Origin of the sequence: Streptomyces sp. SID13726, assembly GCF_010548375.1 — a bacterium.
In the GTDB taxonomy this organism is placed as follows: Bacteria; Actinomycetota; Actinomycetes; order Streptomycetales; family Streptomycetaceae; genus Streptomyces.
Genome location: NZ_JAAGLY010000028.1, coordinates 57,791 through 83,106 on the forward strand (window position 1 = coordinate 57,791; position 25,316 = coordinate 83,106).

Annotated in this window: 25 protein-coding genes and 1 pseudogene; 13 read left to right on the plus strand and 13 right to left on the minus strand. The window is 69.1% G+C overall.

Annotation, left to right across the window (positions count from 1 at the left end):
• Nucleotides 1–132: 132 nt before the first annotated feature.
• The 3 genes from G3I78_RS40850 to G3I78_RS40860 form a co-directional block, all read right to left on the minus strand.
• Nucleotides 133–312: an FxLD family lanthipeptide gene (locus G3I78_RS40850; RefSeq protein ID WP_164434404.1), complete on the minus strand. Its 180-nt coding sequence runs from the start codon at nucleotides 310–312 to the stop codon at nucleotides 133–135.
• 190 nt (nucleotides 313–502) lie between these two features.
• On the minus strand, nucleotides 503–694 hold the full coding sequence (locus G3I78_RS40855; RefSeq protein ID WP_164434406.1) for a hypothetical protein: 192 nt from the start codon (nucleotides 692–694) through the stop codon (nucleotides 503–505).
• A 227-nt stretch (nucleotides 695–921) separates the two neighbouring features.
• Nucleotides 922–1,368, minus strand: a complete 447-nt coding sequence (locus G3I78_RS40860; protein WP_164434408.1) for an ATP-binding protein — start codon at nucleotides 1,366–1,368, stop codon at nucleotides 922–924.
• Between the two features lie 241 nt (nucleotides 1,369–1,609).
• Between G3I78_RS40860 and G3I78_RS40865 the strand changes: the two genes are divergently transcribed.
• From G3I78_RS40865 to G3I78_RS40885, 5 genes are all read left to right on the plus strand, one after another.
• The gene (locus tag G3I78_RS40865; protein WP_164434410.1) at nucleotides 1,610–2,893 is read left to right on the plus strand and encodes an XRE family transcriptional regulator; all 1,284 of its coding nucleotides are present in this window, start codon (nucleotides 1,610–1,612) and stop codon (nucleotides 2,891–2,893) included.
• On the plus strand, nucleotides 2,890–3,429 hold the full coding sequence (locus G3I78_RS40870; protein WP_164434412.1) for a GNAT family N-acetyltransferase: 540 nt from the start codon (nucleotides 2,890–2,892) through the stop codon (nucleotides 3,427–3,429). The genes G3I78_RS40865 and G3I78_RS40870 overlap by 4 nt, the downstream gene beginning before the upstream one ends.
• A gap of 204 nt (nucleotides 3,430–3,633) precedes the next feature.
• Nucleotides 3,634–4,734, plus strand: a complete 1,101-nt coding sequence (locus G3I78_RS40875) for a DUF3644 domain-containing protein (protein WP_343243969.1) — start codon at nucleotides 3,634–3,636, stop codon at nucleotides 4,732–4,734.
• A 425-nt stretch (nucleotides 4,735–5,159) separates the two neighbouring features.
• Nucleotides 5,160–7,190, plus strand: a complete 2,031-nt coding sequence (locus G3I78_RS40880) for an HNH endonuclease (RefSeq protein ID WP_164434416.1) — start codon at nucleotides 5,160–5,162, stop codon at nucleotides 7,188–7,190.
• Between the two features lie 8 nt (nucleotides 7,191–7,198).
• Nucleotides 7,199–8,584, plus strand: coding sequence for a hypothetical protein (locus G3I78_RS40885; protein WP_239158356.1), 1,386 nt, complete (start codon nucleotides 7,199–7,201; stop codon nucleotides 8,582–8,584).
• A 478-nt stretch (nucleotides 8,585–9,062) separates the two neighbouring features.
• On the opposite strand, the gene G3I78_RS52430 is transcribed toward G3I78_RS40885, so the two are convergent.
• The 5 genes from G3I78_RS52430 to G3I78_RS40910 all read right to left on the minus strand — a co-directional run bounded on the left by G3I78_RS52430 (nucleotide 9,063) and on the right by G3I78_RS40910 (nucleotide 12,957).
• Complete coding sequence (locus tag G3I78_RS52430) at nucleotides 9,063–9,416, minus strand: hypothetical protein (protein WP_239158357.1); 354 nt, start codon at nucleotides 9,414–9,416, stop codon at nucleotides 9,063–9,065.
• Nucleotides 9,413–9,994: a DUF6415 family natural product biosynthesis protein gene (locus tag G3I78_RS40895; RefSeq protein ID WP_164434421.1), complete on the minus strand. Its 582-nt coding sequence runs from the start codon at nucleotides 9,992–9,994 to the stop codon at nucleotides 9,413–9,415. Before G3I78_RS40895 ends, G3I78_RS52430 begins: the two co-directional genes overlap by 4 nt.
• A gap of 339 nt (nucleotides 9,995–10,333) precedes the next feature.
• Nucleotides 10,334–11,452: a helix-turn-helix transcriptional regulator gene (locus G3I78_RS40900; protein WP_164434423.1), complete on the minus strand. Its 1,119-nt coding sequence runs from the start codon at nucleotides 11,450–11,452 to the stop codon at nucleotides 10,334–10,336.
• A 101-nt stretch (nucleotides 11,453–11,553) separates the two neighbouring features.
• Nucleotides 11,554–12,192, minus strand: a complete 639-nt coding sequence (locus tag G3I78_RS40905) for an HAD family hydrolase (protein WP_164434425.1) — start codon at nucleotides 12,190–12,192, stop codon at nucleotides 11,554–11,556.
• Nucleotides 12,193–12,312: 120 nt separating this feature from the next.
• On the minus strand, nucleotides 12,313–12,957 hold the full coding sequence (locus G3I78_RS40910) for a hypothetical protein (RefSeq protein ID WP_164434427.1): 645 nt from the start codon (nucleotides 12,955–12,957) through the stop codon (nucleotides 12,313–12,315).
• A 14-nt stretch (nucleotides 12,958–12,971) separates the two neighbouring features.
• Between G3I78_RS40910 and G3I78_RS53330 the strand changes: the two are divergent.
• The 4 genes and pseudogenes from G3I78_RS53330 to G3I78_RS40925 all read left to right on the plus strand — a co-directional run.
• Nucleotides 12,972–13,097, plus strand: a pseudogene (locus G3I78_RS53330) (restriction endonuclease fold toxin-2 domain-containing protein); the annotation flags it as partial.
• 41 nt (nucleotides 13,098–13,138) lie between these two features.
• The gene (locus G3I78_RS40915) at nucleotides 13,139–13,585 is read left to right on the plus strand and encodes a hypothetical protein (protein WP_164434429.1); all 447 of its coding nucleotides are present in this window, start codon (nucleotides 13,139–13,141) and stop codon (nucleotides 13,583–13,585) included.
• A 324-nt stretch (nucleotides 13,586–13,909) separates the two neighbouring features.
• Nucleotides 13,910–14,218, plus strand: coding sequence for a hypothetical protein (locus G3I78_RS52435; protein ID WP_239158358.1), 309 nt, complete (start codon nucleotides 13,910–13,912; stop codon nucleotides 14,216–14,218).
• A 200-nt stretch (nucleotides 14,219–14,418) separates the two neighbouring features.
• Nucleotides 14,419–15,990, plus strand: a complete 1,572-nt coding sequence (locus G3I78_RS40925) for a hypothetical protein (protein ID WP_164434433.1) — start codon at nucleotides 14,419–14,421, stop codon at nucleotides 15,988–15,990.
• Nucleotides 15,991–16,000: 10 nt separating this feature from the next.
• Here the strand turns inward: G3I78_RS40925 and G3I78_RS40930 are convergent, their stop codons facing one another.
• Entirely contained in the window at nucleotides 16,001–17,128 is a 1,128-nt protein-coding gene (locus G3I78_RS40930) for a dihydrofolate reductase family protein (RefSeq protein ID WP_164434435.1), read from the minus strand.
• 71 nt (nucleotides 17,129–17,199) lie between these two features.
• Here G3I78_RS40930 and G3I78_RS40935 point away from each other — a divergent pair, with 71 nt between their 5' ends.
• From G3I78_RS40935 to G3I78_RS40945, 3 genes are all read left to right on the plus strand, one after another.
• Nucleotides 17,200–17,724: a MarR family transcriptional regulator gene (locus tag G3I78_RS40935; protein WP_164434438.1), complete on the plus strand. Its 525-nt coding sequence runs from the start codon at nucleotides 17,200–17,202 to the stop codon at nucleotides 17,722–17,724.
• 107 nt (nucleotides 17,725–17,831) lie between these two features.
• On the plus strand, nucleotides 17,832–18,467 hold the full coding sequence (gene ribA / locus G3I78_RS40940; RefSeq protein ID WP_164434440.1) for a GTP cyclohydrolase II: 636 nt from the start codon (nucleotides 17,832–17,834) through the stop codon (nucleotides 18,465–18,467).
• Nucleotides 18,468–18,546: 79 nt separating this feature from the next.
• Complete coding sequence (locus tag G3I78_RS40945; RefSeq protein WP_164434442.1) at nucleotides 18,547–20,751, plus strand: MMPL family transporter; 2,205 nt, start codon at nucleotides 18,547–18,549, stop codon at nucleotides 20,749–20,751.
• 148 nt (nucleotides 20,752–20,899) lie between these two features.
• Here G3I78_RS40945 and G3I78_RS40950 read toward each other — a convergent pair whose 3' ends face one another.
• The 4 genes from G3I78_RS40950 to G3I78_RS40965 all read right to left on the minus strand — a co-directional run bounded on the left by G3I78_RS40950 (nucleotide 20,900) and on the right by G3I78_RS40965 (nucleotide 23,935).
• Nucleotides 20,900–21,550, minus strand: a complete 651-nt coding sequence (locus G3I78_RS40950) for a response regulator transcription factor (RefSeq protein ID WP_164434445.1) — start codon at nucleotides 21,548–21,550, stop codon at nucleotides 20,900–20,902.
• The gene (locus G3I78_RS40955) at nucleotides 21,538–22,689 is read right to left on the minus strand and encodes a sensor histidine kinase (RefSeq protein WP_164434447.1); all 1,152 of its coding nucleotides are present in this window, start codon (nucleotides 22,687–22,689) and stop codon (nucleotides 21,538–21,540) included. Before G3I78_RS40955 ends, G3I78_RS40950 begins: the two co-directional genes overlap by 13 nt.
• A 46-nt stretch (nucleotides 22,690–22,735) precedes the next feature.
• Complete coding sequence (locus G3I78_RS40960) at nucleotides 22,736–23,491, minus strand: class II glutamine amidotransferase (protein WP_164434449.1); 756 nt, start codon at nucleotides 23,489–23,491, stop codon at nucleotides 22,736–22,738.
• Nucleotides 23,492–23,683: 192 nt separating this feature from the next.
• Nucleotides 23,684–23,935, minus strand: coding sequence for a hypothetical protein (locus G3I78_RS40965; protein ID WP_164434451.1), 252 nt, complete (start codon nucleotides 23,933–23,935; stop codon nucleotides 23,684–23,686).
• A 107-nt stretch (nucleotides 23,936–24,042) separates the two neighbouring features.
• Here G3I78_RS40965 and G3I78_RS40970 point away from each other — a divergent pair, with 107 nt between their 5' ends.
• Entirely contained in the window at nucleotides 24,043–25,266 is a 1,224-nt protein-coding gene (locus G3I78_RS40970) for an alginate lyase family protein (protein ID WP_164434453.1), read from the plus strand.
• Nucleotides 25,267–25,316 lie beyond the last annotated feature (50 nt).

The following is a 25,316-nucleotide window of genomic DNA, read 5'->3' on the forward strand; positions in this document are numbered from 1 at the left end:
GAGAGCGGTGGAGCCAGCGCGGAACGCTGCGGGCGGAGCAACCACCAAGTACCTCCGTAGGTGAGGGGCGGGCGGCTGGTGCCGCCGCGGCGAGACGCGGTGGCACCAGACCGGAGTGATCTCGGAACCGGGTCAGGCGACGTTGGTGGTGCAAGCGCCGCAGGTGGAACCGCAGTTGTCGTCGGTCAGGTTGACCAGGCCCGCCGGATCGGCGATCTCGACGAGGGAGACGTCCAGGTCGAAGCCGTCCGATGCTCCCGGGATCTGCGGGCGTACTTCGGTGCGGCTGGGAACTACGGTGTTGCGCGTCATGCGTCGACTCCTCGTAATCGTTGTGATGTTTCTGGGCGGGAGCGCCCACCAAGTGCCGTCACGGGAGCGTTGCCACACGGCTGCTCCCCGGACGGCTCCTGGCCGCCCGGCACGAGGGGACGTGCTCCGCGTAGGAAGTCCCTCGCGGGCCGCCTGCCTCCTGCCGGGAAGTCGTGTGCCGGATGTCTGATCAAGCGGACGCCGGCCGCCGCTCCATGAAGTAGGCGAACGCCTGTGCCTTGAGGCGATCAAGGCACGGCTCGCACGCATAGAAGGGAGCGTGCTGCCCGTCCCACTGCACCGGGCCGAGCCAGATCACCAGGACTCCGGTCCGGCCGCAGCCGAGCCAGCAATCACCGGTGATCCACGGCCACTCCTCCATGGAAGGACGTCCCCTTTCTCAGCTGGTCGGGATAGTCGATCTGGCGGCCTGGCAGTTGGGAGCGCAGGCCCAGAGCTGGAACTTCAGGCCCCGGTGGCGTATCTCGCCCAGGAGTCGACCGCTCGCTCCCAGTGGCCGTGTGCAGAGGGCGCAGTCCATGGCCATCTGCTGGCGGGGCCGGAGTAGGGCCAGATCCGGAAGGGGCGAGGATGCCGTGGCCGGGACACTCACTTGCCGCCCTCGGTGCGGAGTTCCGCCCAGACTTCTTTGCCCCAGGGGCGTCTGTCCGAGCCGTGCAGGTCGTAGCCCCAGCGGTCGGCGACAGCGTCGACGAGGAGCAGTCCGCGGCCCGATTCGTCGTCGTCAGCCGCCTGGCTGAGTATGGGAAGACGCGATGGTTCCCGGTCCAGGACCCCGACACGCAGTCGAGTCGCGCTCGGCCGCCCAATCATGAGGCGAATCTCGGGACACGGAGTGTGCCTGGAAGCGTTCGCGATGAGCTCCGTGATGATCAGCGCGGCACGGTCGGCGAGGCCATCGAGGTGCCACACACCGAGGACGTCCCGAACGAGATCGCGGCCGAGCTCGGCCGTGGACGGCTCGCACGGGAAGGTCTGGCTGTACGTGGGATGGCCGGCGGAGAGGGCCTCAACTGGTGTTTTCAGACTCGTCATTGGGGTGGAGCCTTCGTGTCGTCTCGGCGCCCGGCCCGCCCCCGCGGGGGAACCTCAGGGGCGGGCTGGGCCGTCAACAGCCGCCCGCACGGTGGGGTGCAGCGGGCGACCAGAACCCAGACAACTCCCTTTTCCAGCAGGCTGGTTAGGACGTTCAGGTGCTCAGCCGACGGACCGACCTAGGGTGTTTTGACCTCTCCTTTACCTGGCGGGCGGGGATAGCGAGGGCTACCGTGCCCGCATGGACACCACCCGCAACACCGTTCTTGAGGCGTGGATGACCGAACACGGCTACAGCTCCAACAGCCTCGCCGAGGCCGTGAACAGGGCCATTGAACGGTTGACCGGACGCCCTGGTGGCCTCGACGGCTCATCGGTCCGGGCATGGAAAGCGGGCCGGGTCACGTGGCCAAAGTCAGCCGCCCGCAGGGCACTTGAGGACGTCACCGGACTACGCGCAGTCGCTTTAGGGTTCGTGCCACGGGGCCGACCGTCGTCCATCCCGGCCCCACCGCAGCAGGAGGACCCCGACATGAAGCGCCGTACCCTCGTCGGCAGCATCGCGGCGGCTGCCGCAGCAGCAGCCGCACCCGGCACCGCATCGCCGCGCCGTATCGGCATGAGCGACGTAAACCGCCTCAACAAGCGCTTCGCCGAGATCATCGCCAGCGACCACCGCCACGGCGGACAACTCGGCATCGAACAGCGGGCCGCCGCCCTCGCCGACGAGGCGCTCAACCTCCAGAACGCCGGCAGCGCCACCCAGCGCGTACGCAGCAACCTCTACGCCTCAGCGGCCGCCTTCCGCTCCTCCGCGATGTGGGCCGCCATCGACGGCCGACGCTACGACGTCGCCAAGGCGCACATGCGTGAGGCCCAGGCCCTCGCCGAGATGTCCGGCGACCAGGCGATCAAGTTCCGCATCTGGAGCCACGCCGGCACCATGTACCGCCACATGGGCCGACCGGCGGACGCGTTCGCCGCCAACGACGTTGCCCGCAACCTGCACCTCACTCGCCGAGACCCTCTGTTCGCCTCGCTCGGCCTGGCCCGCCAGGGCGCCATCCACGGTGCGGCCCAGGACCGCACCGGCACCCGCCGAGCGTTCGAGCAGGCTCAGGACGCCATGCTGCGCGCCGACCCCGCCGACTACCGCCCGGTGTGGATGCTCGCCTTCTACGACCAGGCCGAGCTGGACTCCTTGGCCCTCTCCGCGCACTTGGCCCTCGGCGACTACTCGACCGCCGAGTACCACGCCCACCGCTGCCTGTCCGCCCTCCGGCCCCACATGATCCGCTCCCGGGCCATCACCACGACCCGGCTCGCCCACGCCCAGCTCGCGCAGGGTGCCCCCGACGCCGCCACGGCCACTGCGATGAAGGTCTCCGCCGAGGCCGCGACCCAGCACGCCCGGGTCACGCGCATGCTGCAGGAGTTCGGGGCCGCACTGCGCGCCACCGCTCCGGGCAGCTCCAGCGTGCAGACCTGGACCGAGCACGCCGCCACCTGGAGGATGGCCGCATGACCACGGCGCCCGCCATCGAACTGCGCACCTTCACCACCCTCGGCACCGCCCGCGGCGACCTCCTCGACGTGTACGCCGACGTACGCGCCCCACTGCTCCACCTGCCGAACTACGCGGTCACTGCGTTCGGCGAGCGCTTGGACCGGCACGGCACCGAGCCAGGTTTCACGGCCGTCCTTGCGTACGCGGACGGGCATCCGGTCGGCTACGCCTACGGCAACACCATCGAGCACGGCGACCGGTATTGGCAGCGCACCACCCCGGCGCCGGCCGAGAAGTACACCGAGCACCCGGCCGTAGCCCTTAAGGAGATCGGCGTCCGGCCGACCTGGCGGAAGACCGGCACCGCCCGCCGCATCCACGACGCCCTTCTCGCTACACGCGAGGAGCCGTACGTCACACTCATGGTCAACTCGGCTGCTGGAAACGGAAAGGTCCACGCGCTCTACAAGTCGTGGGGATACGAGGACCTCGGACAGAGCCAACCGTCACCGGCCTCGCCGGTCCTCACCGTGATGATCCGCGACACCCGCTGACCCAAGAGGCGGGCAGCGCAGGAATGGAGCCTCGGGACCCAGTCTCGGAGTACATCCGGCCGGGCCTCGTTGAACATGTTGGGCGCACAGACGGGGCGACCGAGCGGGGCTGGTGCTCGTCGCAGCATCTACCAGCCCGTAATGACGGGAAACCTCTACTCTGGAAATCGATTGGCTGGTGCGTCTGGAACGTGAGGGCTGCGAGTGAGACTGAGACAAGAAGCTCGTGTCCTCAAGGAGAAGGCCGTTTCTTCGATGGTTGCGGCGGCCGAGGCATTCAACTCACCGCACGACCGAGGGCGGGAAACGAAGGTACTCCTGCACCTTCAGCACTCGTTCGAGATGCTGCTGAAAGCCGCGCTCGTCCAGAAGGGCATAAGCGTCTTCGACTCGGCCCTGGGCCGGTCACTCGGATTTGAAACCTGCGTACGCAAGGCTGTAGAACACCCGGACATCAAGCTCAGCGAGCCTGACGCAGGGACGCTCAGAGCCATCGACGCCATGCGCGATGACGAGCAGCACTGGTTCAACCAGGTTTCCGAGCAGCTGCTGTACGTGCATGCCCGAGCTGCAGTGACACTCTTCGACGACCTGCTCAGGGGCGTATTCAAGGAGCCACTAGCTGATCACCTGCCCGACCGCGTACTGCCCGTGTCGGTTGACCCGCCCCGTGACCTTGCGCTGCTCCTGGACGAGGAATACACACAGATCGCAGCCCTGCTCAAGCCTGGCCGACGCGCGACGCACGAGGCGCGAGCCAGGATTCGAACCCTGTTGGCGATGGAGGCCCACACCGGGCCGGAGACCCGCGTCTCGAGTAAGGACGTCGATCGCGTTCAGGCTGGCATACGCGGGGGAGCGGTGCGCTCGGAGGTCTTCCCTCGCTTGGAGGAGCTGGCCACTGCTACGGACGGTGAGGGGCTGCTGATCAAGGTGCGCTTCGTCAAGAACCAGGCTGCTCCGCCTGTCCGCTACGCAACCGATGAAACCGTGCCCGCCGCCGCGATCCGGGAGGTGGACCTCCAGGCCAAATACCACCGCTCGGCGGCCGATCTCGCTGAGGCTCTTACCTTGACCCGGCCCAAGTGCGTCGCTTTGCGGCGGCACCTGGGCATCGACGCTGATCCCGCGTGTTGCCACGAGTTCGTATTCAGCTCCCAACGCCTGAAGCGGTTCTCCGACAATGCATTGACGCGCATGCGCACCGCGCGCGACACGTTGGATCTGGAAGCCGTCTGGCGAGCCCACAACCCGTCCGCCCGCCAACCGGAGTCGTGCACCGTACCCGGCTGCAAGGCGGGGTGACCGTAGCGATACTTGCGCCCGGCCATCGTCCGGGTGAAATCGCCACTCATCGGTCGGCTCCTATGCCGCCTTGGTCGGCGAGGACCAAGACACCTTTGCGTACGCAGATCCGGATGACCCGGTGGGTGTCGGCCGCAGTGAGGTCATGGGCGGCCAGCCACGCGGTCGAGATCCGCAGCTGCCGCTCGACTTAACGATCACTACCTGCACATTCGCGCCATGTCGGCAGTACTTGCGGAGTAGTCGGTCCGGCTGCCACCCATGCGGTCGTACCCCGAGAGAGTGCCGTGGAGACCTGGATGCGAACCCAGAGAATCGTTTCATCGAAGATCAACTCTCCACATACCCCAACCCGTTGTCAGTGCCGACGATTACTGTGCTTCACGGCAGGTTCGTTATGTCCAAGGCATGCAAGGGGGCGGCCTGTGCCCGCATTTGATACGCAGCGGTTCTTCAGCGCACGGCAGAGGCAGTTGATCTACGAACAGGCCGAGGGCCTGTGCCAACGCTGCGACATACCGCTTGGCACTGGCTGGCACGCGGATCACCGCATCCCGTGGGCTGACGGCGGCCCCACGACCATCGAGAACGGGCAGGCCCTGTGCGAGGGCTGCAATCTGCGAAAAGGACAACAGATGCAGTACAGCGACAACTTCGTACCTCGGCCCTTCCAGCGGGAAGTCAGCACGGTCGTGCTCGAACGCATCAGGGCAAGCAAGGACCGCACGATCGTCCTCGCTTCCCCGGGATCAGGAAAGACGCTTGCATACCAGTCACTTGCCACCCGACTGATCCGCGAAGGGTTGATCGATTTCGTCGCAGTCTTCGTTCCCCGCGTGGCTCTGGCCCAGCAGTGTGAGACGAGCTGGATGCACAAGCGGACCGACGGAGCAATCGGCGGACTGTGCTTGCTGTTTGACAGCAGCAAGCGACTCGGCATGATCCGCCACAAGATCAGCGATCCACCGCTGACGCACCCGAACGAGCCGGGAAGTGGTTTCGTAGCCACCTACAGCGCACTCGTCAGCAGCGAGCGTCTGTTCATCGAATGGGCCCGCAAGCACGAGGGCCGCTTCCTTCTCATCGCCGATGAGGCTCAGTTCTGCGGGGCCGCCGGAGACAAGGAAGACGGTGGCGGCACCAAGGCGGGCGGCCTTGTCGAACGCGTCCACGCCTTCGCGCGCCACACGCTCCTTCTGACTGGCACCCCTTACCGGGCCGACAACCAGCAGCTCATTCTGGCCGACTATGAATCTGACCCGACGGATCCTCGGCGGATGACGCTGGTCCGCGACGCCGAGGCTACCTATGCTGACGGCATCGCCGAGGGTTATCTGCGCCGCTTCGAGATGCATCTCACTGAGGCGCGGGTGACACGGAGGACCGTGGGAGCGGTTGACGCGCCCACGGGCGACGGCGTCCTGGAGTACAACCTCTCGGACGACGGCAGTGAACTCGTTCCTGTGCTGCGGGATGAAAAGACCTGGCAGCCGCTCGTCGACCGTGTCGTCGGAGCGGTGAAGGACAAGCAGAAGTTCAACCAGGCGTATCGGGGCCTCATCTCCTGTATGGGGCAAAGTGAAGCGAAGAAGGTTCAGAGGTACCTCCACGACCGTTACCCGAACTTGCGCGTTGGGCTTGCAATCTCGTCCGACGCCGGCGCCCCGCAGGAACTGAAGAACTTCAGGCACAGGCCGATGGACATCCTCGTCACCGTGCGAATGGCCTTCATTGGCTACGACTGTCCGGAGATCACCGTCGTCGGCGTTCTCACCCACTATCGCGACGGCGGGCATCTGATGCAGCTCGTCGGGCGGGGACTGCGAGTATGGGACAAGATGCCACCGCGGGAACAGTCCTGTGTGATCGTAGCCCCGGACGATCCCAAGATGCAGGGGTTCCTCTCCCTTCTGCGAGACGAGAACGAACAGGGCCTGAAACTCCTGGAGGAGCGCGACGATCGCGAGCCCGGCTCTGAGCCGCCGGTTCAGGAGTCGCTGTCGTACGTCGAAGCAGCTGTCGCAACTACGACCAGAGCGGCAGGCAACGAGAGCGACATGGACGCGGACGAACTCCAACTGGTGGAGTACATCAAGGCGGCAGTCGACTCAGCCGAAACACCGCTCAAGTTGAAGGACGTCGTCGAGCTCGCTGGGATCATGCTGAAGGCAGCGCCGAGTGTTCCCGAGCAGCGGTCCGAGCCGGACGCACCGCCCGTCTACGAGCCCCCCAAGACCGAGAGGGAGCAGATCGCCGAGATCAAGGCCCAGACAGCCGAGGCCATCAAGCAGTACCTGTACCAGCGGGGCATCTCGCCCGAATCGCCTGGCTACCAGGAGGCGATGATGCAGGCGACGAAGCGTGTGAACGACGCTGCCGGCTTCAACGCCCAGCAGGCCAACACGCTGGAGAAGGCCAATAAAAGGTTGCGGGCTGTACTAAGCGCCCTCAAGTAGGAGTCCCCATGCCTGTACGCGTTGAGTCAAACAGCTACCTGACCGAGGAACAACACCGCGTCTACACCCTTCGGGAGGCTCTCGAACGGAACGGAGGTACGCCTTCAGGATTCCTCGAGCTACTGGCCGCGGTGATCGATGACGAGACCTGGCGAAAAGTCCCGTCCGGGGTCAATAACGACGAGCCCTTCGAGGACTTCGCCTCATTTATCGAGGCGAAGCCGCCCTTCGGTCTTGGCGCCAAGGTCGAGGACGTACGCATCCTTCTCCAGATCAAGCACCCGCATGAGGGGGTTCGGCACGTTCGGGAACAGATGAATCGGATGCGCGCGGAGGCCAGCAGGCTCCTTGGCGCCGACCCTAGCGAGGACCCCGTCACGCGCGACGCTCGCGATTTCGGAGGGTACGCCAAAGCTGGCGGCTGGCTGTTCGGATTGAAGGTCGCCCGTTGCGTAAACCCGGGATCGAATCAAGGCGAAAAGTCTGAAACATCACCTCGTGGCGACCACAATGAGGTGACGAAGGTATCAGCGAACGAGTTCGGGCGACGGGCCGGCTGCTCAGCCAAGCGCGTGATGCGCTTCTATCGCGCCTGGTCCAAGGCGGCCGAAGAGGGCCTGGTTCCCGTGTTCGACGACTTGCAGCCGGGAGTCGACATCGACCTGCCCGACGCTGAAACCTGGGGCCAGTACTACACAGCTCGTTCCAGTGGTGACTCCGAGCGAGGGACGCAAATCACCGCAGCTGCAGAAGCAGAGGGTATTCGTCCCACCAAAGCGTTGGAGATCACGGAAAACCCCACGGCGCTGCGCGTGGCCATCCTCGCAGACTCCGCCACTGCGGAGGCCGCGAGGAACGCACTCATGGATCGCCTAGAGGACGATCCCGACCTCCAAACAGTGATGGCGAAGCATATCTCCGACACGACCACACTTAGGAAGGCGGTTGCCGCCGAGACCAAGCGTGCGGGCCAGATCGAGTACGTTCGCGCAGCTCTGGAAGAAGGTGCGGTCAAAACGTCGGCTGGCCAGAAGATCCAACTCACCGACGCAGTGAAGGCTGATGCTGAGAGGCATCTGACGCCCTCCGAGCAGGCTTCGCAGAGCAGCCCAGCCGACGCCGCCGCGGCGTACGAGGTGCTACAGCAGTTCGTGGTCCAGGCAGTCGACAAGGATCCTCAAGTGAAGGTCGAGGAGCGGAAGGCCGCATTGCACGGCCGTGTGCGCCAGGCATCCAAGGCATTCGAACAACTGAGCCTGGATGATGTCGGGGAGCTCTACGACGAGGAACTGATCCAGAGCTTGGAGCAACTCACCGGGTTGCTAGCGGCCTGCATCCAGAGCATGAAGGCCGCAGCGCCGCGGCCCCCGCTACGTGCTGTAAGGGAGGCATAGCTTGCCGCGGACCGCTTGAACGGCAGGTTCCATGCGTGAGCGATGCGTGAGCGGACGGCGCGGCACAACCCGTCGCGCGATGGATCGGCACTCAAGGCCCACATGCTCTGACCAGGTGGTTCCAGACACCGAAGCAGTGTCCGGAACCACCCGGCAAGCTTTGGCCAGGACTTTTAATCCATTGGTTGTGGGTTCGAGTCCCACAGGGCCTACCAACCCGCCCCCAGCTCAGAGGTACTTCGAGCTGGGGGCGTGTCCGTTTTTGGATACTTCCATGATCGTAAGCTCAGTCGAAGCTCAACCGAGGTGTAGTCGATCATGGAACTCGAACCGAGAACGAGACCGGGCGGCCACCCACGGGGGTGACCGCCCGGCTCCGCCTCGGCGCCCTGTCCGGGCTCTCGCCCAACGCCTCAGCGGTCTGCGGTGCCGCCTCGACCGGCGCTCAAAATGTACGGTCGACGATACAGACACCAGATCATGATCCGGTCAGCGTGGTGGGGTGCCAACCGCTCCCCCGCCCGACTGGGTCCTTGCCCACCGCCGGGTCCTCGGCGACTGCATCCGAGAGTTGCGCCGCGAGCGGCGGATTTCCCAGCAGAAGCTCGCCGGGATGGCTGGGCTCGAACGGCAGGCCATCAACCGGATCGAGCAGGGTCACCAGACCCCGTACATGGACACCGTGATCCGAATCGCCGCGGCCCTTGACGTCGAACTGCGGCTCGCTGCGCGCGGTCCAGACGATTGACCCGCCGCCGGCGCGGTGATGCCCGCGCGGGCGCCAGCGGCGGGTCGCGGCCGCCCCATCGGGGGCGTGGTGGCGGCCGGTCATCCCTCCTGTATCGGCTCAGGCCGGGATACGGGAGAGGTCTGGGTGTTGGCCCGCTTGCACCAGTTCTTGCAGACGTAGACCGTCGTGCCCGGGCCGGTGGGCCGCTCGTTGTCGATGCGGTCGTAGGTGCCCGGCAAGAGGGGCTTGCCGCAGCGCTGGCACCACTTCACCCGTGTGGGCGCCACAGGGCGAGTCTCCTGGTGCAGTTCCTCGTAGTGGTTGCACAGGGCGTTGAGCGCGCGGGCGAGGCGCCGGGCGTGGCCGGCGGGCCCGCCATATCGGGCGCTGGGCTGGGATGCGAGTCTGCCGCGGGCGTCCGAGATGCAGGCGATCAGGCCGTGCCGTGCCATCAGGCCCACCGTCGGTCGGTCGGCCACGGCCTCGGCCTGGGGGATGAGGATTTCGAGGTGGCCGATCACGGCTGCGGTGAGCGTCTCCAGCTCGGCGCCGGCCGGAGGGAGAGCGTCTGGGACGGAGTCCGGATCGAGGAGGCGGTCCACCGTGCCGCGCATGGTGGCGATGTCCGGGGGTTCGGTTACCTCTGCCGCTGCGGCTTCCGGGACGGTACGGTGCGCCATGTCGACTCCAACTCAGTCGGACGTTCCCGGGGCCGTTCGCGCGGCGCCCGGGAATCTCTTGCGACGGGACTGACGCTGCTTCGGCATCCGCAGGTGGCGATGGGCCACACGCGTGTGGTGCCGCGTATCACGACTGTCCCGGCTGCGCGCAGGACCCTGGCAACAGCACCGCAGAAGAAGCAGGCCTCGCCGTGCAGACGGGCGATACTCACCGCCGGGTCTATGACCGCGGGCGGGGGCAGGGGTGCAGCCGACATCCCGGATCCCATCTGCTTGGTCGTGCGCATGCGACAGATGGTGCGCCCGGCCCAGGGCCGGAAGTACCCCGGCGAGGGGTAGTCAGGTGGCAGAGCACCATTCTGCGAAGGCCGTCAGCTCCTCGGCGTCGGCTCGCTTGAGCCGGCGCAGGGTCGCGGCGTCCTGCCGTACCCAGGGGTGCTCTCGTGTGTGCTGTGGCGCGATCCGCCGGGCCACCTTCAGCGCCTCGAACGCGGCGTCCGCGCGCCCCGCCCACAGTTGCGCGCGGCCCATCTCGATGTAGAACCCGGACCGGCGCTCGGCAGGCAGGTCGACGGGCGGCTTCCACTGGCGAGCCACCTCGAGCGCCCGGCCCGTGTGCTCGTCACCAAGGCTCACCGCGACCGACACCTCATGGACACGCACCGAGTCCGGACCGAACGCCGTGCCGTAGTAGACGTTCTCGCGGACCCTGTCGCCCAGCGCACGTGCTTCGGTCAGGTGCACGTCCGCGGCGGTGCTGTCGCCTGCCCGACCGGCGATCACTGCGGCACGCATGTGAAGTGCGCCCCGCGCCGCCGTTGCCGCCCAGGTGGTGGGCGGGGGTGCCGCATCGAGGGCCGTCTCCAGGGCGCGCAGCCCGGGACGGTGGGCTCGTGCCGCGAAATACGTCTCGGTGCGCACGTAGGCCGTGGTCGCATCCAGCAGTGGATCACCTGCTTCGGGCCCGGCCCACCGCATGAGTTCGACCAGCCGTGCGGACAGGTCACGAGCGCCGACCTTGTAGGCGGCTGCGTCTGCCGAGCGGGTCGCTCGCACCAGCAGCCCGGCCCACTCCTTCCGCTCGGCCCCTGCGGAACCGTGGAACCCACGCAGTACTTCAGACAGGAGGTCAGGCAGTGTGCGCGCGATCCGTGTGTACTGCGCGGCCAACCGCCACGCTGCCGCCTCATCGACGGACGTGCGCACCATCCGTAGCGTGCGGACCGGCCCGTCGTCGGGCAGGTCGTAAGAGGCGATCACCGCAGACAGGGCAGGCAGCGCCGCGTGTACCCGGGACTGGGGGGCGGCCCGGTCGGAGAGGAGGCGTGTCGGGTCGACGCTGAGTGCGTCGGCGATCGTCTCCAGCATGTCGGAGCTGGCCCCGCGTTCCCCGCGCTCAATCTTCCGGATGGTGCCCAGCGCCACGCACGCCGCGTCGGCGAGCTGCTGCTGGGTCATGCGCGGACGGGCCACGCTCCGGTAGTAGGCGATGCGCTCTCCGACTGACCGTGCCGTCATGTTGGCCACCGTAGCGCCGCCCAGGCTGGTGGGGTGACAGGTCAGGAAGAGACGATGCTGAGGAGGTCGTGGAGGCTGTCGATGCGGTAGTCCGCGGCAGCGGCCTCGGGGGTGCCGGCCCACAGGTGTCCCCAGGGGCCACGGCGTAGATGCGCGGCGCGCATCCCGGCCGCCTGTGCAGGGCGGATGTCGTTGGCGGGGTGGTCACCGACGTACAGGGCAGTGGCCGGATCGACGTCGGCCGCGGCGAGCGCGCGGTGGAAGAACTCTGCCTGCGGCTTGGCGACGCCGAGTTCATCGGACGTGGTGACCAGATCGGCCGGCAGGTTGAGGCCACGAAGCAAGGCGCCCGCGCGAGCGGTCTGGTTACCGGCGATGACGACCCGGATCCGGGCGGACTGGAGAGCGGCGAGGGCGGGGCGGACATCGGAGTAGAGGTCGCTGTCGTCCAGCTGCTCGCCGAACCCGGCCGCCTCCCGCGCGGCGTACTCGGTGGGGATGTCGATGCCGGGACGGATCAGGCGCAGAGCTTCGGAGTTGTCGTCTCCCCGGGCGACCACGGATCCGACCAGCGCGGACAGGGTGTGGTGTGGGACGTTGAGCCAGTCGGCCCACGCAGCCCAGTACCGATCGTCCCGGGTGATCGTCTCGCCGACGTCGAGGAGCACAGCGCGAATCATGGGCCGAGGGTACCCAGGCGAACTCGTGGCTGGCCCGGCAGCAGCCACGTAGCGCTCCTGGGCCCGGGCATGACGAAAGCGGCCCCGCTCTCCCGAAGGGGAGCGGGGCCGCAGTCGTGGTCAGGCGGGCTCTGGGCCGATGTTCTCCAGTCGCAACCGCCAGGGATATGTGGTGTGGGCGTAGACCCGGTTCCCGGGTCCGGTGCCCGCGCCTTGGTGGGCGAGCGCGATCGTCGCCAGGCCTGCGTTGAGGTGGCCGGGCCCGACGGTGAACATCTCGGACGATGCCATCTTGCTGATGGTTAGGGTGGGGTACATCGCCGGGTTGCCTTCAGTCGGAGGCGAGGAAGACTCCGAGGTTGCGTAGTCGTCTGGGTCCCCGGCGCCGTCGAGGATCGTCCAGTCGAGGTAGTGCGAGCCGACGTACAGGAAGTTCGGGCATACGCGGATCCGGTCGCCGACTGCGGCCGCGATGGAGCACTGGAGCTTGGTGCCGACGGAGGTCTGCACGATCGCCCACGATCCGGACCCCGGAAGGCCGGACAGGTCGTCGTTGACGACGCGGATCCTGGCCGTCGCGATCGACAGTCCACCGCCGCCTCCCGACGGTGTCTGCCACGACGCCGCAGTACCGGACGTCGCAGTGAGTACCTTCCCTGCACTGGGCGTGCCGCCGACCAGGACATCACCGACGTACCTCGGATCCTTGAGCACGGCGAACTCCCCGGCCACCGGATCGGGCACAAGGATGTCGGAGAGCTTCACGCGCGGCAGCGCTCAACGATCCGCGGAACACCGAGATGCGAGGCGTCGAAACCGTCACGAACAACCAGGAGGCGGTCCAGTACTGGCGCATCATGATGGCCGCCTACGGTGTCCGGGGCCACGCCCGCTACGTTCCCTGACCACCGCTCGTACTCCGCCGCACAGGAAGCATCCCGCCACGATGGAACCGGAAGAGATCGCAGAACTCCGCACGATGTACGTGTTCACCTCGCCCAAGGGGCAGAGCTGGGGTCTGACCTACGAGGGCCTGGATGCGAAGCTGCGGGAGCGGAACCCCGACGAGTTCATCGGCATCGATCACGGTTCCGACGGACCGGTCAAGGGCTCGGCGATGCACTTCGGCATCACCCTGGACGACGAGCAGTTGGAGGGTATGGCCCTGCTGTCCCCCGAGGGGGTGGCCGCGCTGGACTGCAACGCTCACCTGGCGGCCACGTTCGTTCTATGGCTGCGGGGCAACGTGGTGCCGAGCGGCATGGAGGTCATGTTCAACACCGAGTGGGGTCTGGAAGCCGGTATGCCGCCGATGCCCGTTCCCGACGCGCCCCGACAGCGAATCGTCGCAGCCTTCGTCGAACACGTCGAGGAGACGGGCGGCCTCGACTGACGGCGAGGCCCCCATCCACCGTGAACATGCGGGAGGCCAGGACTCTCAATCCATTGGTTGTGGGTTCGAGTCCCACAGGGCCTACCAACCCGCCCCCAGCTCAGAGGTACTTCGAGCTGGGGGCGTCCTTGTGTGCGGTGAGCCGGCGATGTGCTTCGGGCGGTCGGCTTCTTCCCTGCAGGGCGGCCCGCGTGGTGCAGCAGGGTGATCAACGCGGCCGTGCGCTCGCCAGGGGTGTGGCTGTGTGCGAGGACGGTTGCCAGACGTTGTCTCAGCGCCGCGGATTCCGACGGGGCCGTCGCCGGGTACTTCACCGATCCGAACGTGCCGAGGACCCGTCGCCCCTCCTCCCTCACCAGTCCCTTCTTCAGCAGCCCCTGGTACGCGGTGTCGAGCGCGCTCTCGTACGGCCGGCAGCCACTCGCGGCTCGTCTGCTCGGGGTGGCCGCGCAGGTGCTCCGCCATGACCGCGGCCGCTGGGTCCACCGGCGCCGACGCTCCGGCGACGACGAGTGTGCCGTCGCGTTCCGTCAGGTGACCGGAGAAGCCCAGTTCCAGCAGGGCGGCCGCCGAGACCGTCAGGGACACCCGCAGGGGCGCTTCGCGCGGGACGCTGGTCTCCTCGTCCAGTGAGAGCAGCACGATCTGCTCACCGATCGCTCAGATCGCTCAGATCGCTCAGATCTCTCGGGTCTCTCAGATCTCTCGGGTCTCTCAAAAGCGCCGGTGTTTCTTTGTCGCCGCTTGGGCAGATGTGTCTGCTCGCTTTGAGCTTCCTTGTCTCTCCCGTGCCTAGGCTTGGCCGACTTCGGGGGTCTGAGGGGGAGTTGAAGATGATGCGACGAAGATCGATCGCTTTTGTCGGGGTGGCCGCGGTGGTGCCGTTGGTCGTCTCCGCTGTTTCCGCGCAGGCCGCGTCGGCCTCGCTGACCGTCACCACGCTGGGGCGGCACGGTGCCAAGGTGGCGACGACGCTCACCGTCGTCGCCGTGCCGTCCGGGCAGACGTACACCGTGAAGTCGGGCAAGCGGCTCAGCCTGCCGGCCGGGCGCTACCTTGCGATGACCGACATCTGGGAGCACGGCTCGGAAGGGCTCGGCACCGACACCCTCGGCGCGCTGGACCTCAAGGTCTCGGGCAACAGGGCGGTGACGCTCGACGCGCGCAAGGGCAAGGCCGTCAAGGTGTCGCTGGACACGCCCGCCGACGTGACCGAGCCGGCCCGGATCAACGCACAGGTGTGCGCCGGAACGGTGAGCAACCTGCCGTCCGCCTTCAGCACGGGCGGCTGGAACTACCAGGGGTCCCTCTACGCCGTCCCGAACTCCTCCAAGCTGCTCCAGTTCGCGTACCTCGCGCAGTGGTCGGGCAAGGACAGCTACGTCGCCGTGAAGAACAGCACCGGCATCCCGGCCGCGCCCGGCGGGGCCTACAAGCGGTCGCAGCTGGCGGGGATCCACTTCGCGGTGCGCAGCGGCACGGAGATGGGCACGCAGGTCGACACCATGCTCCAGGCCGCGCCGAAGACCGACGACTGCTCGACCGACCTGCCCGCCGGGGTGCGTGACGAAGACGCCCCCTACGGCGAGACCGTCCATGTGACCCCCGGGACCTGGCAGCCGCGCGACGACGTCTTCGGGAGCAACGGGGACGACGTCAGCAGCGGTTTCCCGAAGGTCCGGACGCTGAAGGCGGGGCAGAACGTCACCCAGTCCTTCGGGCGGGCCGTGTGGAGTCCGATGTACGCCCTGCCCACGATCGGGCGCAGGGCCGTCGGCTTCGCTCCGGACACCCTGATCGGCGACCCCGACGTCGGGGCGAACTCGGCCGACCCGACGAAGGAGACGGTGGTCCTCACCAAGGGCGGCACCACCGTCAAGAAGCAGACCCTGACCGACTGGGCCACCGACGACGCCGAGTTCTCCGCCGGCATCCGCTCGGCCGGCTGGTACGACCTGACCGTCGACGCCCACCGCTACCGCCCCGGCATCACCTTCCCCGCCGGGATGCTCTCGTCGCGCGTCACGCTCGACTGGCACTTCAAGGCCGACCCCGCCAAGTCGACGGTCGCGCCCGTCTTCATGACCCGTTTCCTGCCGACCGGGCTCAACAGCCGCAACCAGGCCGCGCCGAGCACCACCACGACGGTCAACGTGAGCGCCGGGCGCGGTTCCCAGGGACCCGACACGAAGTTCACCAAGGTGACCGCCAAGGCCGTCAAGGTCTGGTCGTCCGCCGACGGCGGCAAGACCTGGAAGGCGGCGACCGTCAAGCACACCGGCACGACCTGGCAGGCCTCCGTCCGCAACCCGGCCTCCGGCGCGGTCGCCCTGCGCTCCGAGGTGACCGACGCCGCCGGGGACCGCTCGGTGGAGACGGTGTACCGGGCCTACGCCATCGGCTGAGGCCCCGGGGTCACAGCAGGTGGCTGTTGGGTGCCTTCGCCCGGCCCTCGTGGTCGCCCAGCACCACCACGTCCACGCCCTTCGCCGTGAGCAGTCCCGTCCCGTCGGCTCCCTCGACGAAGGTGTCCGGCTCCCGCCAGGCCGTCACCACCCGCCGTACCCCCGCGTCCAGGATCAGCCGGGCGCAGGGGGCGGGGCGGGAGGCGCGGTGGGTGCAGGGTTCCAGGCTGGTGTAGACCGTGGCCGACCCCAACCGGAGATCCTCCGCGGGGATCTTCGCCAGGGCCGCCTCCTCCGCGTGGACGACCGGGTCGCCGGACTCACGGGAGTGGCCGCGGGCCAGTTCCGTGCCGTCGGCGGCGACCACGACCGCGCCGACGCTGAAGGCCGTCCGTGAGGGCGGGCACTCGGCCGCCAGTTCGCAGGCCAGGGAGAGCCAGTGGTGGTCCGCGGCGACGGGGGTCAGGCCCGTGCCGGGGGCCGTGGGCTCGTAGCGCATGAGGACGACGTCCTCGATACGGCGGGACTCCACCAGGCGCAGCCGGCCGGACTGGTACCCGCCCGGGCCGAAGAGGCGCGGCGCGTCCGGGTCGCCCACGAACAGCGGGGCCAGCACCAGCTGCACCTCGTCGGCCAGGCCCTCCTGGAGCAGCTGGGTGTGGATGCGGCCGCCGCCCTCGACCATGAGCCGTTCGACGCCGTACGCCGAGCGCAGGTGCTCCAGCAGTCGGCGCCAGTCCAGTGCGGGGCCCAGGGGGACCACGTCGGCCGCCAGGCCCAGCTCGCCGGCCCGCTCGGCCCCCTCGTCCGTCGTGTAGACGACCTTCTCGCCGCCCGTGTGCCAGAAGTGCGCGGCCGGGTCCAGGTCGCCGGTGCCGCTGACCGTGACCTTCAGGGGGTACGGCGGTTTCCCGGCGGCGACCCGGGCCGCGCGGCGTTCGTCGGAGTTCACCAGGAGGCGGGGGTTGTCGGCGCGGATCGTGCCGGCGCCGATGAGGATCGCGTCCACGGACGCCCGTACCTCGTCCACGCGGTCGAAGTCGGCCGGGCTGGAGAGCAGGAGCCGGTCCGGGCCGGTGTCGTCGAGGTAGCCGTCCAGGGAGACTGCCGCGGAGAGGAGGACGTAGGGGTGGGACATGCGAGGGGCTCCCCGGCTGGTCGAGGGACGGCGGGCTTGGTTCAAGTTTGAAGCAAACCTACACTGGGGGCATGACGACCCGCTGGCTCAGCCCCGACGAGCAGCGAGCGTGGCGTGCCTACATCGCCGCCTCGCTCCTCCTGGAGGACACCATCGACCGGCAGCTCCAGCAGGAGGCCGGCATGCCCCACCTGTACTACTCCATCCTCGCCAACCTCTCCGAGGCCCCGGAACGGCGGCTGCGGATGACCGATCTCGCCGAAGGGCTGAAGATCACCCGGCCCCGGCTGACGTACGCCGTCGCGCGGCTGGAGAAGGACGGGCTGGTGCGGCGCGAGAGCTGCCAGTGGGACAAGCGCGGCAGCATCGCGGTGCTCACGGAGGAGGGCGTGGCCGTGCTGGAACGGGCCGCGCCGGGGCATGTGGACACCGTCCGCGCCGCGCTCTTCGACCGGCTCACCCCGGAGCAGGTCGGGCAGCTGGAGGAGATCTTCACCAGCGTCACGGCGGGGCTTCAGGGGGAGGGCGGCCCCGTCGAGGAGGTCCCCTGGCGCCGGCGCTCGTCCCCCTCCTGCTCGGGTGAGAGCCGGGCGTGACGAGCGCCATAAAACCGTTGCTTCAAATTTAAAGCATGGGGTAGGGTCTCGATCAGTAGATCTGCTTCAAATCTGAAGCAGATATGCCTACGGACCGGAGTACCCGCATGACCGACCTGCCCGCCGCCACCCAGCGCTCCCGCGTCCGCGTTCCGCTGCGCTTCGGGGACGGCTTCCGCGTGGACGCCGAGCTCGTCACCTTCCACGGCCTGACCGACGGCCAGGAACACCTCGCCGTCGTCCTCGGCGACCCCAGCCCCGTCCCCCTGGTGCGGCTGCACTCCGAGTGCCTGACCGGTGACGTCTTCGGCTCCGCCCGCTGCGACTGCGGGCCCCAGCTGCGCGAGGCGGTCGAGCGCATAGCCGAGCGCGGTGGCGTCCTGCTCTACCTCCGCCAGGAGGGCCGCGGCATCGGCCTCTACAACAAGCTCGACGCGTACGCCCTTCAGGACCAGGGTCTCGACACCTACGCGGCGAACACCGCGCTGGGCCTGCCCGAGGACGCCCGTGACTACACGGCCGCCGCGCAGATGCTGACCGCCCTGGGCATCGACTCGGTCGACCTGCTCTCCAACAACCCCGACAAGGCGGGCCAGTTGCGCGACCTCGGCATCGATGTCCACGACCGGGTCCCGACCGGGGTCTTCACCACCGCCCACAACGTCCGCTACCTGCGCGCCAAGGTCCTCCAGACCCAGCACACGCTGCCGCTGGGGGAGTTGACCGAGCTCAGCGCCGGATGACGGGGGTGTAGTCCGCTACACCCCGGTTCGGGAGGGCACTCCCTCGTGGCGGAGAGCCGCCGACGGAATCGTCGTATCCATGGCAACTCTCCTTTATCACCTGGGTCGTTTCTCCTTCCGATGGCGATGGTTCGTCGCCCTGTTGTGGATCGGGGTCCTGGGAGCCGTCGGCTTCGCCTCGTCCAAGGCGGCCACCCCCGCCGACGAGGGCTTCACGATGCCCGGCATCGAGTCCCAGAAGGCGTTCGACCTGCTGGAACAGCGCTTCCCGGGAGCGGCCGCCGACGGGGCGAGCGCGCGGATCGTGTTCATCGCGCCGAACGGCGAGAAGGTCACCGCCGCCGGGAACAGGGCGGCGATAGAGAAGCTCGTGGAATCCGCCGCCGACGGGTCCCAAGTCGCCTCCGCCGCCGACCCGTTCCAGGCCAAGGCCGTCAGCGAGGACGGTACGACCGCCTACGCGACCGTCTCCTTCAAGGCCAAGGCCGACGACCTCACCGACGCGAGCAAGAAGCACCTGGAGTCGGCCATCGACGTGGCCCGGGACGCGGGTCTGCGCGTCGAGGTCGGCGGGGACGCCCTCGCCACCCAGCCCTCCGCGGGCGGCGCCGCCGAGGTGATCGGCATCGCCGTCGCCGCCGTCGTCCTGCTCATCACCTTCGGCTCCCTGGCCGCCGCCGGGCTCCCGCTGCTCACCGCGGTCATCGGCGTCGGCATCGGCATGACCGGCATCCTGGCCCTCTCCGAGACCTTCGGCCTGTCCGAGAACACCGGCACCCTCGCCACCATGCTGGGGCTGGCCTGCGGTATCGACTACGCCCTGTTCGTCGTCTCCCGCTACCGCGAGGAACGCGCCAAGGGCCACGACCCGAGAGAGGCCGCCGGTCTCGCCGCGGGCACCGCGGGCTCCGCGGTCGTCTTCGCCGGCCTGACCGTCGTCATCGCGCTCGCCGGACTCTGGGTGGTCGGCGTCCCGATGCTCACCAAGATGGGCCTGGCGGCGGCCGGCGCGGTCGGTGTCTCGGTCCTCATCTGCCTGACCCTGGTCCCGGCCCTGCTCGGCTTCTGGCCGAACGCCGTCCTCTCCCGCGGCGCCCGCCGCAACTCCAGGCGCCACCGCAGGAAGCTGCTCAGGACCGAGAACGGCGGCTCGCGCTGGGCGCGGATCGTCGTACGGCATCCCCTCCCCGTTCTGCTGCTGGGTGTGGTCGGTCTCGGTGCCATGGCGACCCCGGTCCTCGACCTCCGGCTCGGGATGCCGGGCGACGAGGCGAAGGCGACCTCCACGACGGAACGGCGGGCCTACGACGCCCTCGCGGCCGGGTTCGGGCCGGGCTTCAACGGGCCGCTCACCGTGGTCGTGGACGCCAAGGGGGCCGACGACCCGGACCAGGCCGTGGCCACGGTCGCCGAGGACATCGCCGCGACCCACGGAGTCGTCTCCGTCTCGCCGGCCCGGTTCAACCAGGCTGGCGACACCGCGATCCTCGCCGTGACGCCCTCCACCGCGCCCACCGACGAGCGCACCAAGGACCTCGTCCAGACCATCCGCGACGAGCGTCCCGGCATCGAGTCCAAGGCCGACGCGAGCTTCGAGGTGACCGGCAAGACCGCCCTCGACATCGACGTGGCGCAGAAGGTGCAGGGCTCTCTCATCCCGTATCTCGCGGTGGTCGTCGGACTCGCGATCGTGCTTCTGCTGCTGGTGTTCCGCTCACTGCTGGTCCCGCTCAAGGCGGCCCTCGGCTTCCTGCTCTCGGTGCTGGCCGCGCTGGGTGCCGTGGTCGCGGTGTTCCAACAGGGCCATGGCGCCGAGCTGTTGGGGGTGGAGACCACCGGTCCGATCATGAGCATGATGCCGATCTTCCTGGTGGGCATCGTGTTCGGGCTCGCCATGGACTACGAGGTGTTCCTGGTCTCGCGGATGCGGGAGGCGTACGTCCACGGGGACGCGCCGAAGCAGGCGATCGTCTCGGGGTTCCAGCACAGCGCGCGGGTCGTCGTGGCCGCCGCGCTGATCATGATGGCGGTGTTCTCCGGGTTCATCGGGGCCGGGGAGTCGATGATCAAGATGATCGGGTTCGGGCTGGCGGTGGCGGTGCTGTTCGACGCGTTCGTGGTGCGGATGGCGGTTGTTCCGGCCGTGCTGGCTCTGCTCGGGCACAAGGCCTGGTATCTGCCGCGGTGGTTGGGACGGGTGCTGCCGGACATCGACGTCGAGGGCTCGAAGCTTGTGGGTTCCGCCGAAGTCGCTGATGAGGAACGGGTGTTGAGTCACCGCTGAGTTCTGTCTCCGGTCGCCTACAGCCCCGCGCCCCTTGAGGGCGCGGGGCTGCCCCTTCTCACGATCTCTCCCGCTCCGGACAGGACACCCCCTCCCCGGCCCCCTCCGGAAACGGCCCGTACACCGCCCTCGGGCTCAGGGAACGCGGCTACTGGGGCGTGTGGGCCAGGTACGCGAGTACCGCCAGCACCCGCCGGTGGCCGCTGTCGCTCGGGGGCAGGCCCAGCTTGAGGAAGACGTTGCCGATGTGCTTGCTGACCGCGCGTTCGGTGACGACCAGGGTCGAGGCGATGGTCGTGTTGTCGTGGCCCTCGGCCATCAGCTTCAGCACCTCGCGCTCGCGCGGGGTGAGGGAGTCGAGCGGGGTGTCGCGGCGGCGGGTGAGGAGCTCAGTGACGACCTCGGGGTCCAGCGCGGTGCCGCCGGCCGCGACCCGCTCCAGGGCGTCGAGGAACTCGTCGACCCGGCCGACCCGGTCCTTGAGCAGATAGCCGACCCCGCTGGTGCCACCGGTGAGCAGCTCGGCGGCGTACGACTCCTCGACGTACTGGGAGAGGACCAGGACCGGCAGCCCGGGAATGCGCTCGCGTGCGTCGAGGGCGGCCCGCAGGCCCTCGTCGCGGAAGTGGGGCGGCATGCGGACGTCGAGCACGGCGATGTCGGGGCGGTGTTCGAGCAGGGCGGGCAGGATCTCGGGTCCGGTGCCGACCACGGCCACGCACTCGTGCCCGGAGGACGTCAGCAGGAGGACGAGCCCCTCTCTCAGAAGGGCGTTGTCCTCGGCGATCACCACACGCACGGCAGCTCCACATCGATCACGGTCGGGCCCCCGACGGGGCTGGTCACTTCGAAGGTCCCGTCGAGCGCGGCGACCCTGCGCCGCATCCCGAGCAGTCCCGAGCCCGCGGACTCGTCGGCGCCGCCCCGGCCCTCGTCCCGCACCCGCACGGTCAGTCCGCGCCGGATGCGGGTCAGCCGGACCTCGGCCCGCTCCGCCCCGCTGTACTTGGCCACGTTGGTGAGGGATTCGGCCACCACGAAGTATGCGGCGGCCTCCACCGCCGCGGGCGCCCGGGTGCCCTCGTCGAGGCCGCCGTCGTCCACGGTCACCGCCAGTCCGCTGCTCGCCGCGAGCGCCCGTACCGCGCCGACCAGGCCCCGGTCGGTGAGGATCGGCGGGTGGATGCCGCGCACCACGTGCCGCAGCTCGGTGAGCGCCTGCTCGGCCTGGGCCTGGGCGTCGTCGAGGAGCTTGCGGGCGGCGTCCGGGTCACGGTCGTAGGCCCGCTTGGCGAGCCCGATCCGCATCGACAGGGCGACCAGGTTGGCCTGGGCGCCGTCGTGCAAGTCCCGTTCGATGCGGCGCAGTTCGGCCTCGTGCGCGGCGATCGCGTCGGCCCGGGTCTCCTTCAGCTCCTGCACGCGTGCGGCGAGCCGGGCCTTCGGGGAGGGCATGAGCAGTTTCGTCGACCAGCGGGCCTCGGTGTCGGCGAGCCTCACGATCAGCGGCAGCACGACCGGGTCGCGGCGCAGCGCCCCGGCCCACACCCCGTCGACCACGAGGCCCACGGGCCACAGCGGGAGGGCGAGGGCGAGGAGGGCGCCGTAGAGGTAGTAGCAGACCATCCAGCGGAGGTCGGTGAGCGTGCTCGGGTCCTGCACGGAGGTCCGCAGCCGCTGCTTGAGGGTGCCGGTCAGCGGGGCGTACGCCTCGGGGATCCCCCGGCCCGTCCACAGGGCGGTCAGGTTCCGCTTGGCGCCCGCGATCCGCCGTATCAGCAGCACCGCCTCGGGCAGCAGCCAGCAGCCGACCACCGCGACCGTGCCGACGGCGGCGATCAGCAGCACGGTGATGAAGATGTACACCCCGAAGCACATCGCCGCGGCCACGAAGAGATGCACGGTGGCCATCGCCGCACGCTGAACCGACTTCCACATGCGGCTCACGCTAGATGATCCACCCGTGGACGCACGGTGTAGCGGGCTACACCATCCAGCGGCGGACGCCGAGGTCCGCCCGCCGGATCTCCAGCACCTCCCGGTACGGCAGCACGCCCCACCCCTCGCCCTCGGCCGCCGGCACCCCGCTCGACGCGACGACCACCCGCTCGCCGTCCGCGCGGTAGCGCAGCCGGAAGAAGTCCGGCCCCCGCCGCCGGCTGACCTCGGACTCCGGGTCCTCGTCGGAGTAGGCGTACAGCGCCTGCCCGGTCAGCAGCAGACAGTTGAGGCTGGCGAAGGAGGACCGGGCCCGGATGTCCTCGGCGGCCTGCGCGAGCGCGTCCACCGGGCCCTTGTCCCGCAGCAGCGTCAGCACCCGCAGGAAGTACCGCTCGGAGTCGGTGCTCCCGCCCGCCCCCGCGAGCAGCCCGGGATCGATGAGCTCGTCGAGGGCGTCGTACGGCGAGAAGAACCCGTTGTGCGCGAACGCGAGGCCGTCCGCGGCGAAGGGATGGGTGTTCTCGGCGACGACCGGCAGCCCCGGCGAGGCCATCCGCAGATGCAGCAGGGCCGCGTCGGCGAGCGTGCCGCCGAGCGCCCGGTCCCACAGCTCGTCGTCCGAGGCCCGTCCGGTCCCCTTGACGATCAGCGGGCCCGCGTCCCCGTCCCCGGGCCGGGCCGCGATCCCCCAGCCGTCACCGTGCTCCCGGCTCAACTCCGTGAAGGGAGCGGCGAGATCGCCCAGGGCGGTGGTGAGGAGGAGCGGGGTGCGGGTGACCACACCGAGGAGACGGCACATGGGGGCGACAGTACTGTGCGGGCTGGTGCGGCGGATCATGCCGATGCCGAGGAGGCCGGCGCAGCCTCCTCCCCTCAAGGGGACCCTCGCGTCGGCCGCCGCGGCTGCGGCTGATCGACACGGCTCCTCCACCTCGCGGCTGTACGCACCGGACCCCGCTCACCCGTGTCCGCCAGATCCGCCGGACAAGCCCTACGCGGGCCTGTCCTCGCTGTGGTCGCGGACCCAGTTCCTGTGGGCGCCGGAGCCCTCGCGGCCGGGGGAGAGCTTCAGCACGACCCCGTCGTCGATCTGCTCCAGGACCGTCACCACATAGGGGGAGCCCGCGTGCACGGCCAGCCGGACGCTGCCGTTGGCGAACTCCGTCACCCGGAGCGTGCGGCCCCCGGAGAGCGGGACGTCCCGCTTGTCGATCTCCACCGGGCGCTCGTCGGACGTCGTCATGGACCCCTCCTCGTCTCCTGCGCGGGGCGCCACAGTACGCCGACCCCACCCGGCCAATCGGCCCAACCGGACCTGCGCCCCGCCGCCCGCCGTCCCACCCTGGCCCCATGGCCCCACGACGCACCGCCGCCCTGCTCCTCGCGCCCCTGCTCACCGCACTCCTCGCCTCCTGCGGTACGACCGACTCCGGTACCCGCACGATGGCCCGCGCCCTGCCCCCGGACGCGAGCTTCACCCACCCCGGGGTGCTGGTGAGCAACGCGCAGCTGGACCTCGTACGGGAGAAGGTCACGGCCGGGAAGCAGCCGTGGCTGAAGGCGTATCTGGACATGCGGGACAGCAAGTACGGGTCGTACAAGTACGCCCCCGAGCCGTACGCGAGCGTCGACTGCCCCGGTGGCGACCACACCGACCGGCCCGCGCACGGGTGCGTGGAGGAGCGTGAGGATGCCATCGCCGCCTACACGCAGGCCCTGCTGTTCCGTGTCACCGGCAAGCAGCAGCACGCCGTGAAGGCCAGGGAGATCATGGACGCCTGGTCGGCGCGGATGCGGCGGCACACCGAGGAGGACTCGGGGCTCCAGACCGGGTGGGCGGGGTCCACCTGGGCCCGGGCCGCCGAGATCGTCCGGTACACCGACGGGGCCGGGTGGCCCGCCGACCGGGTCGCGCGGTTCGAGCACATGCTGCGGACCGCCTATCTGCCCACCGTCACGCAGAAGGTCCCCGACTACAACGGCAACTGGGACCTCGTGATGACCGACGCGGCCATCGGCATCGCCGTCTTCCTCGACGACCACAAGGCCTTCGACCACGCCCTGGAGCGCTTCCGTGAGCGGGTGCCCGCCTACTTCTACCTGGAGAAGGACGGCAAGCTCCCGCTCACCCCGCCGGGTTCCAGCGTCAACACCCCGCAGAAGCTGACCACTTACTGGTTCCGGCAGACCACCTTCAAGGACGGTCTCGCCCAGGAGACCTGCCGCAACTTCAAGCACGTCGGATACTCGCTCGCCGCGACCGCGCACGTCGCCGAGACCGCCTGGCACCAGGGCGTCGACCTCTACGGCGAGGTCAAGGACCGGCTGAAGGCCGCGCTCGCCTTCCACGCCCGCTACCAGGCGGGGGAGCCCGCGCCCGCCTGGCTGTGCGGCGGCAAGGTCGACCGGAACATGGGCCCCGACCTGGAGGTCGCCCTCAACCACCTGGAGGACCGGCTGGACGTCTCCGTCCCGGCCGCGCACAAGCTGGCCGAGGAGACCCGCCCCGCCGGCACCGACGACCTCTTCGTCTCCTGGGAGACCCTGACCCACGCGGACAACCCGGGGCTCTGAACCCCGCGGAGACAAACCCTGGCGCGAGCGACCCCGCGGATGGCGTACAG

Coding starts and splice junctions, on each gene's coding strand:
- G3I78_RS40945 (WP_164434442.1), top strand. CDS start 18,547: ATGGCAACTCTCCTTTATCACCTGGGTCGTTTCTCCTTCCGATGGCGA.
- G3I78_RS40960 (WP_164434449.1), bottom strand. CDS start 23,491: ATGTGCCGTCTCCTCGGTGTGGTCACCCGCACCCCGCTCCTCCTCACC.
- G3I78_RS40935 (WP_164434438.1), top strand. CDS start 17,200: ATGACGACCCGCTGGCTCAGCCCCGACGAGCAGCGAGCGTGGCGTGCC.
- G3I78_RS40900 (WP_164434423.1), bottom strand. CDS start 11,452: ATGACCCAGCAGCAGCTCGCCGACGCGGCGTGCGTGGCGCTGGGCACC.
- G3I78_RS40860 (WP_164434408.1), bottom strand. CDS start 1,368: ATGACGAGTCTGAAAACACCAGTTGAGGCCCTCTCCGCCGGCCATCCC.
- G3I78_RS40925 (WP_164434433.1), top strand. CDS start 14,419: ATGATGCGACGAAGATCGATCGCTTTTGTCGGGGTGGCCGCGGTGGTG.
- G3I78_RS40895 (WP_164434421.1), bottom strand. CDS start 9,994: ATGGCGCACCGTACCGTCCCGGAAGCCGCAGCGGCAGAGGTAACCGAA.
- G3I78_RS52430 (WP_239158357.1), bottom strand. CDS start 9,416: ATGACCGGCCGCCACCACGCCCCCGATGGGGCGGCCGCGACCCGCCGC.
- G3I78_RS40970 (WP_164434453.1), top strand. CDS start 24,043: ATGGCCCCACGACGCACCGCCGCCCTGCTCCTCGCGCCCCTGCTCACC.
- G3I78_RS40915 (WP_164434429.1), top strand. CDS start 13,139: ATGGAACCGGAAGAGATCGCAGAACTCCGCACGATGTACGTGTTCACC.
- ribA (WP_164434440.1), top strand. CDS start 17,832: ATGACCGACCTGCCCGCCGCCACCCAGCGCTCCCGCGTCCGCGTTCCG.
- G3I78_RS40905 (WP_164434425.1), bottom strand. CDS start 12,192: ATGATTCGCGCTGTGCTCCTCGACGTCGGCGAGACGATCACCCGGGAC.
- G3I78_RS40965 (WP_164434451.1), bottom strand. CDS start 23,935: ATGACGACGTCCGACGAGCGCCCGGTGGAGATCGACAAGCGGGACGTC.
- G3I78_RS40930 (WP_164434435.1), bottom strand. CDS start 17,128: ATGTCCCACCCCTACGTCCTCCTCTCCGCGGCAGTCTCCCTGGACGGC.
- G3I78_RS40865 (WP_164434410.1), top strand. CDS start 1,610: ATGGACACCACCCGCAACACCGTTCTTGAGGCGTGGATGACCGAACAC.
- G3I78_RS40955 (WP_164434447.1), bottom strand. CDS start 22,689: ATGTGGAAGTCGGTTCAGCGTGCGGCGATGGCCACCGTGCATCTCTTC.
- G3I78_RS40855 (WP_164434406.1), bottom strand. CDS start 694: ATGGAGGAGTGGCCGTGGATCACCGGTGATTGCTGGCTCGGCTGCGGC.
- G3I78_RS40850 (WP_164434404.1), bottom strand. CDS start 312: ATGACGCGCAACACCGTAGTTCCCAGCCGCACCGAAGTACGCCCGCAG.
- G3I78_RS40885 (WP_239158356.1), top strand. CDS start 7,199: ATGCCTGTACGCGTTGAGTCAAACAGCTACCTGACCGAGGAACAACAC.
- G3I78_RS40870 (WP_164434412.1), top strand. CDS start 2,890: ATGACCACGGCGCCCGCCATCGAACTGCGCACCTTCACCACCCTCGGC.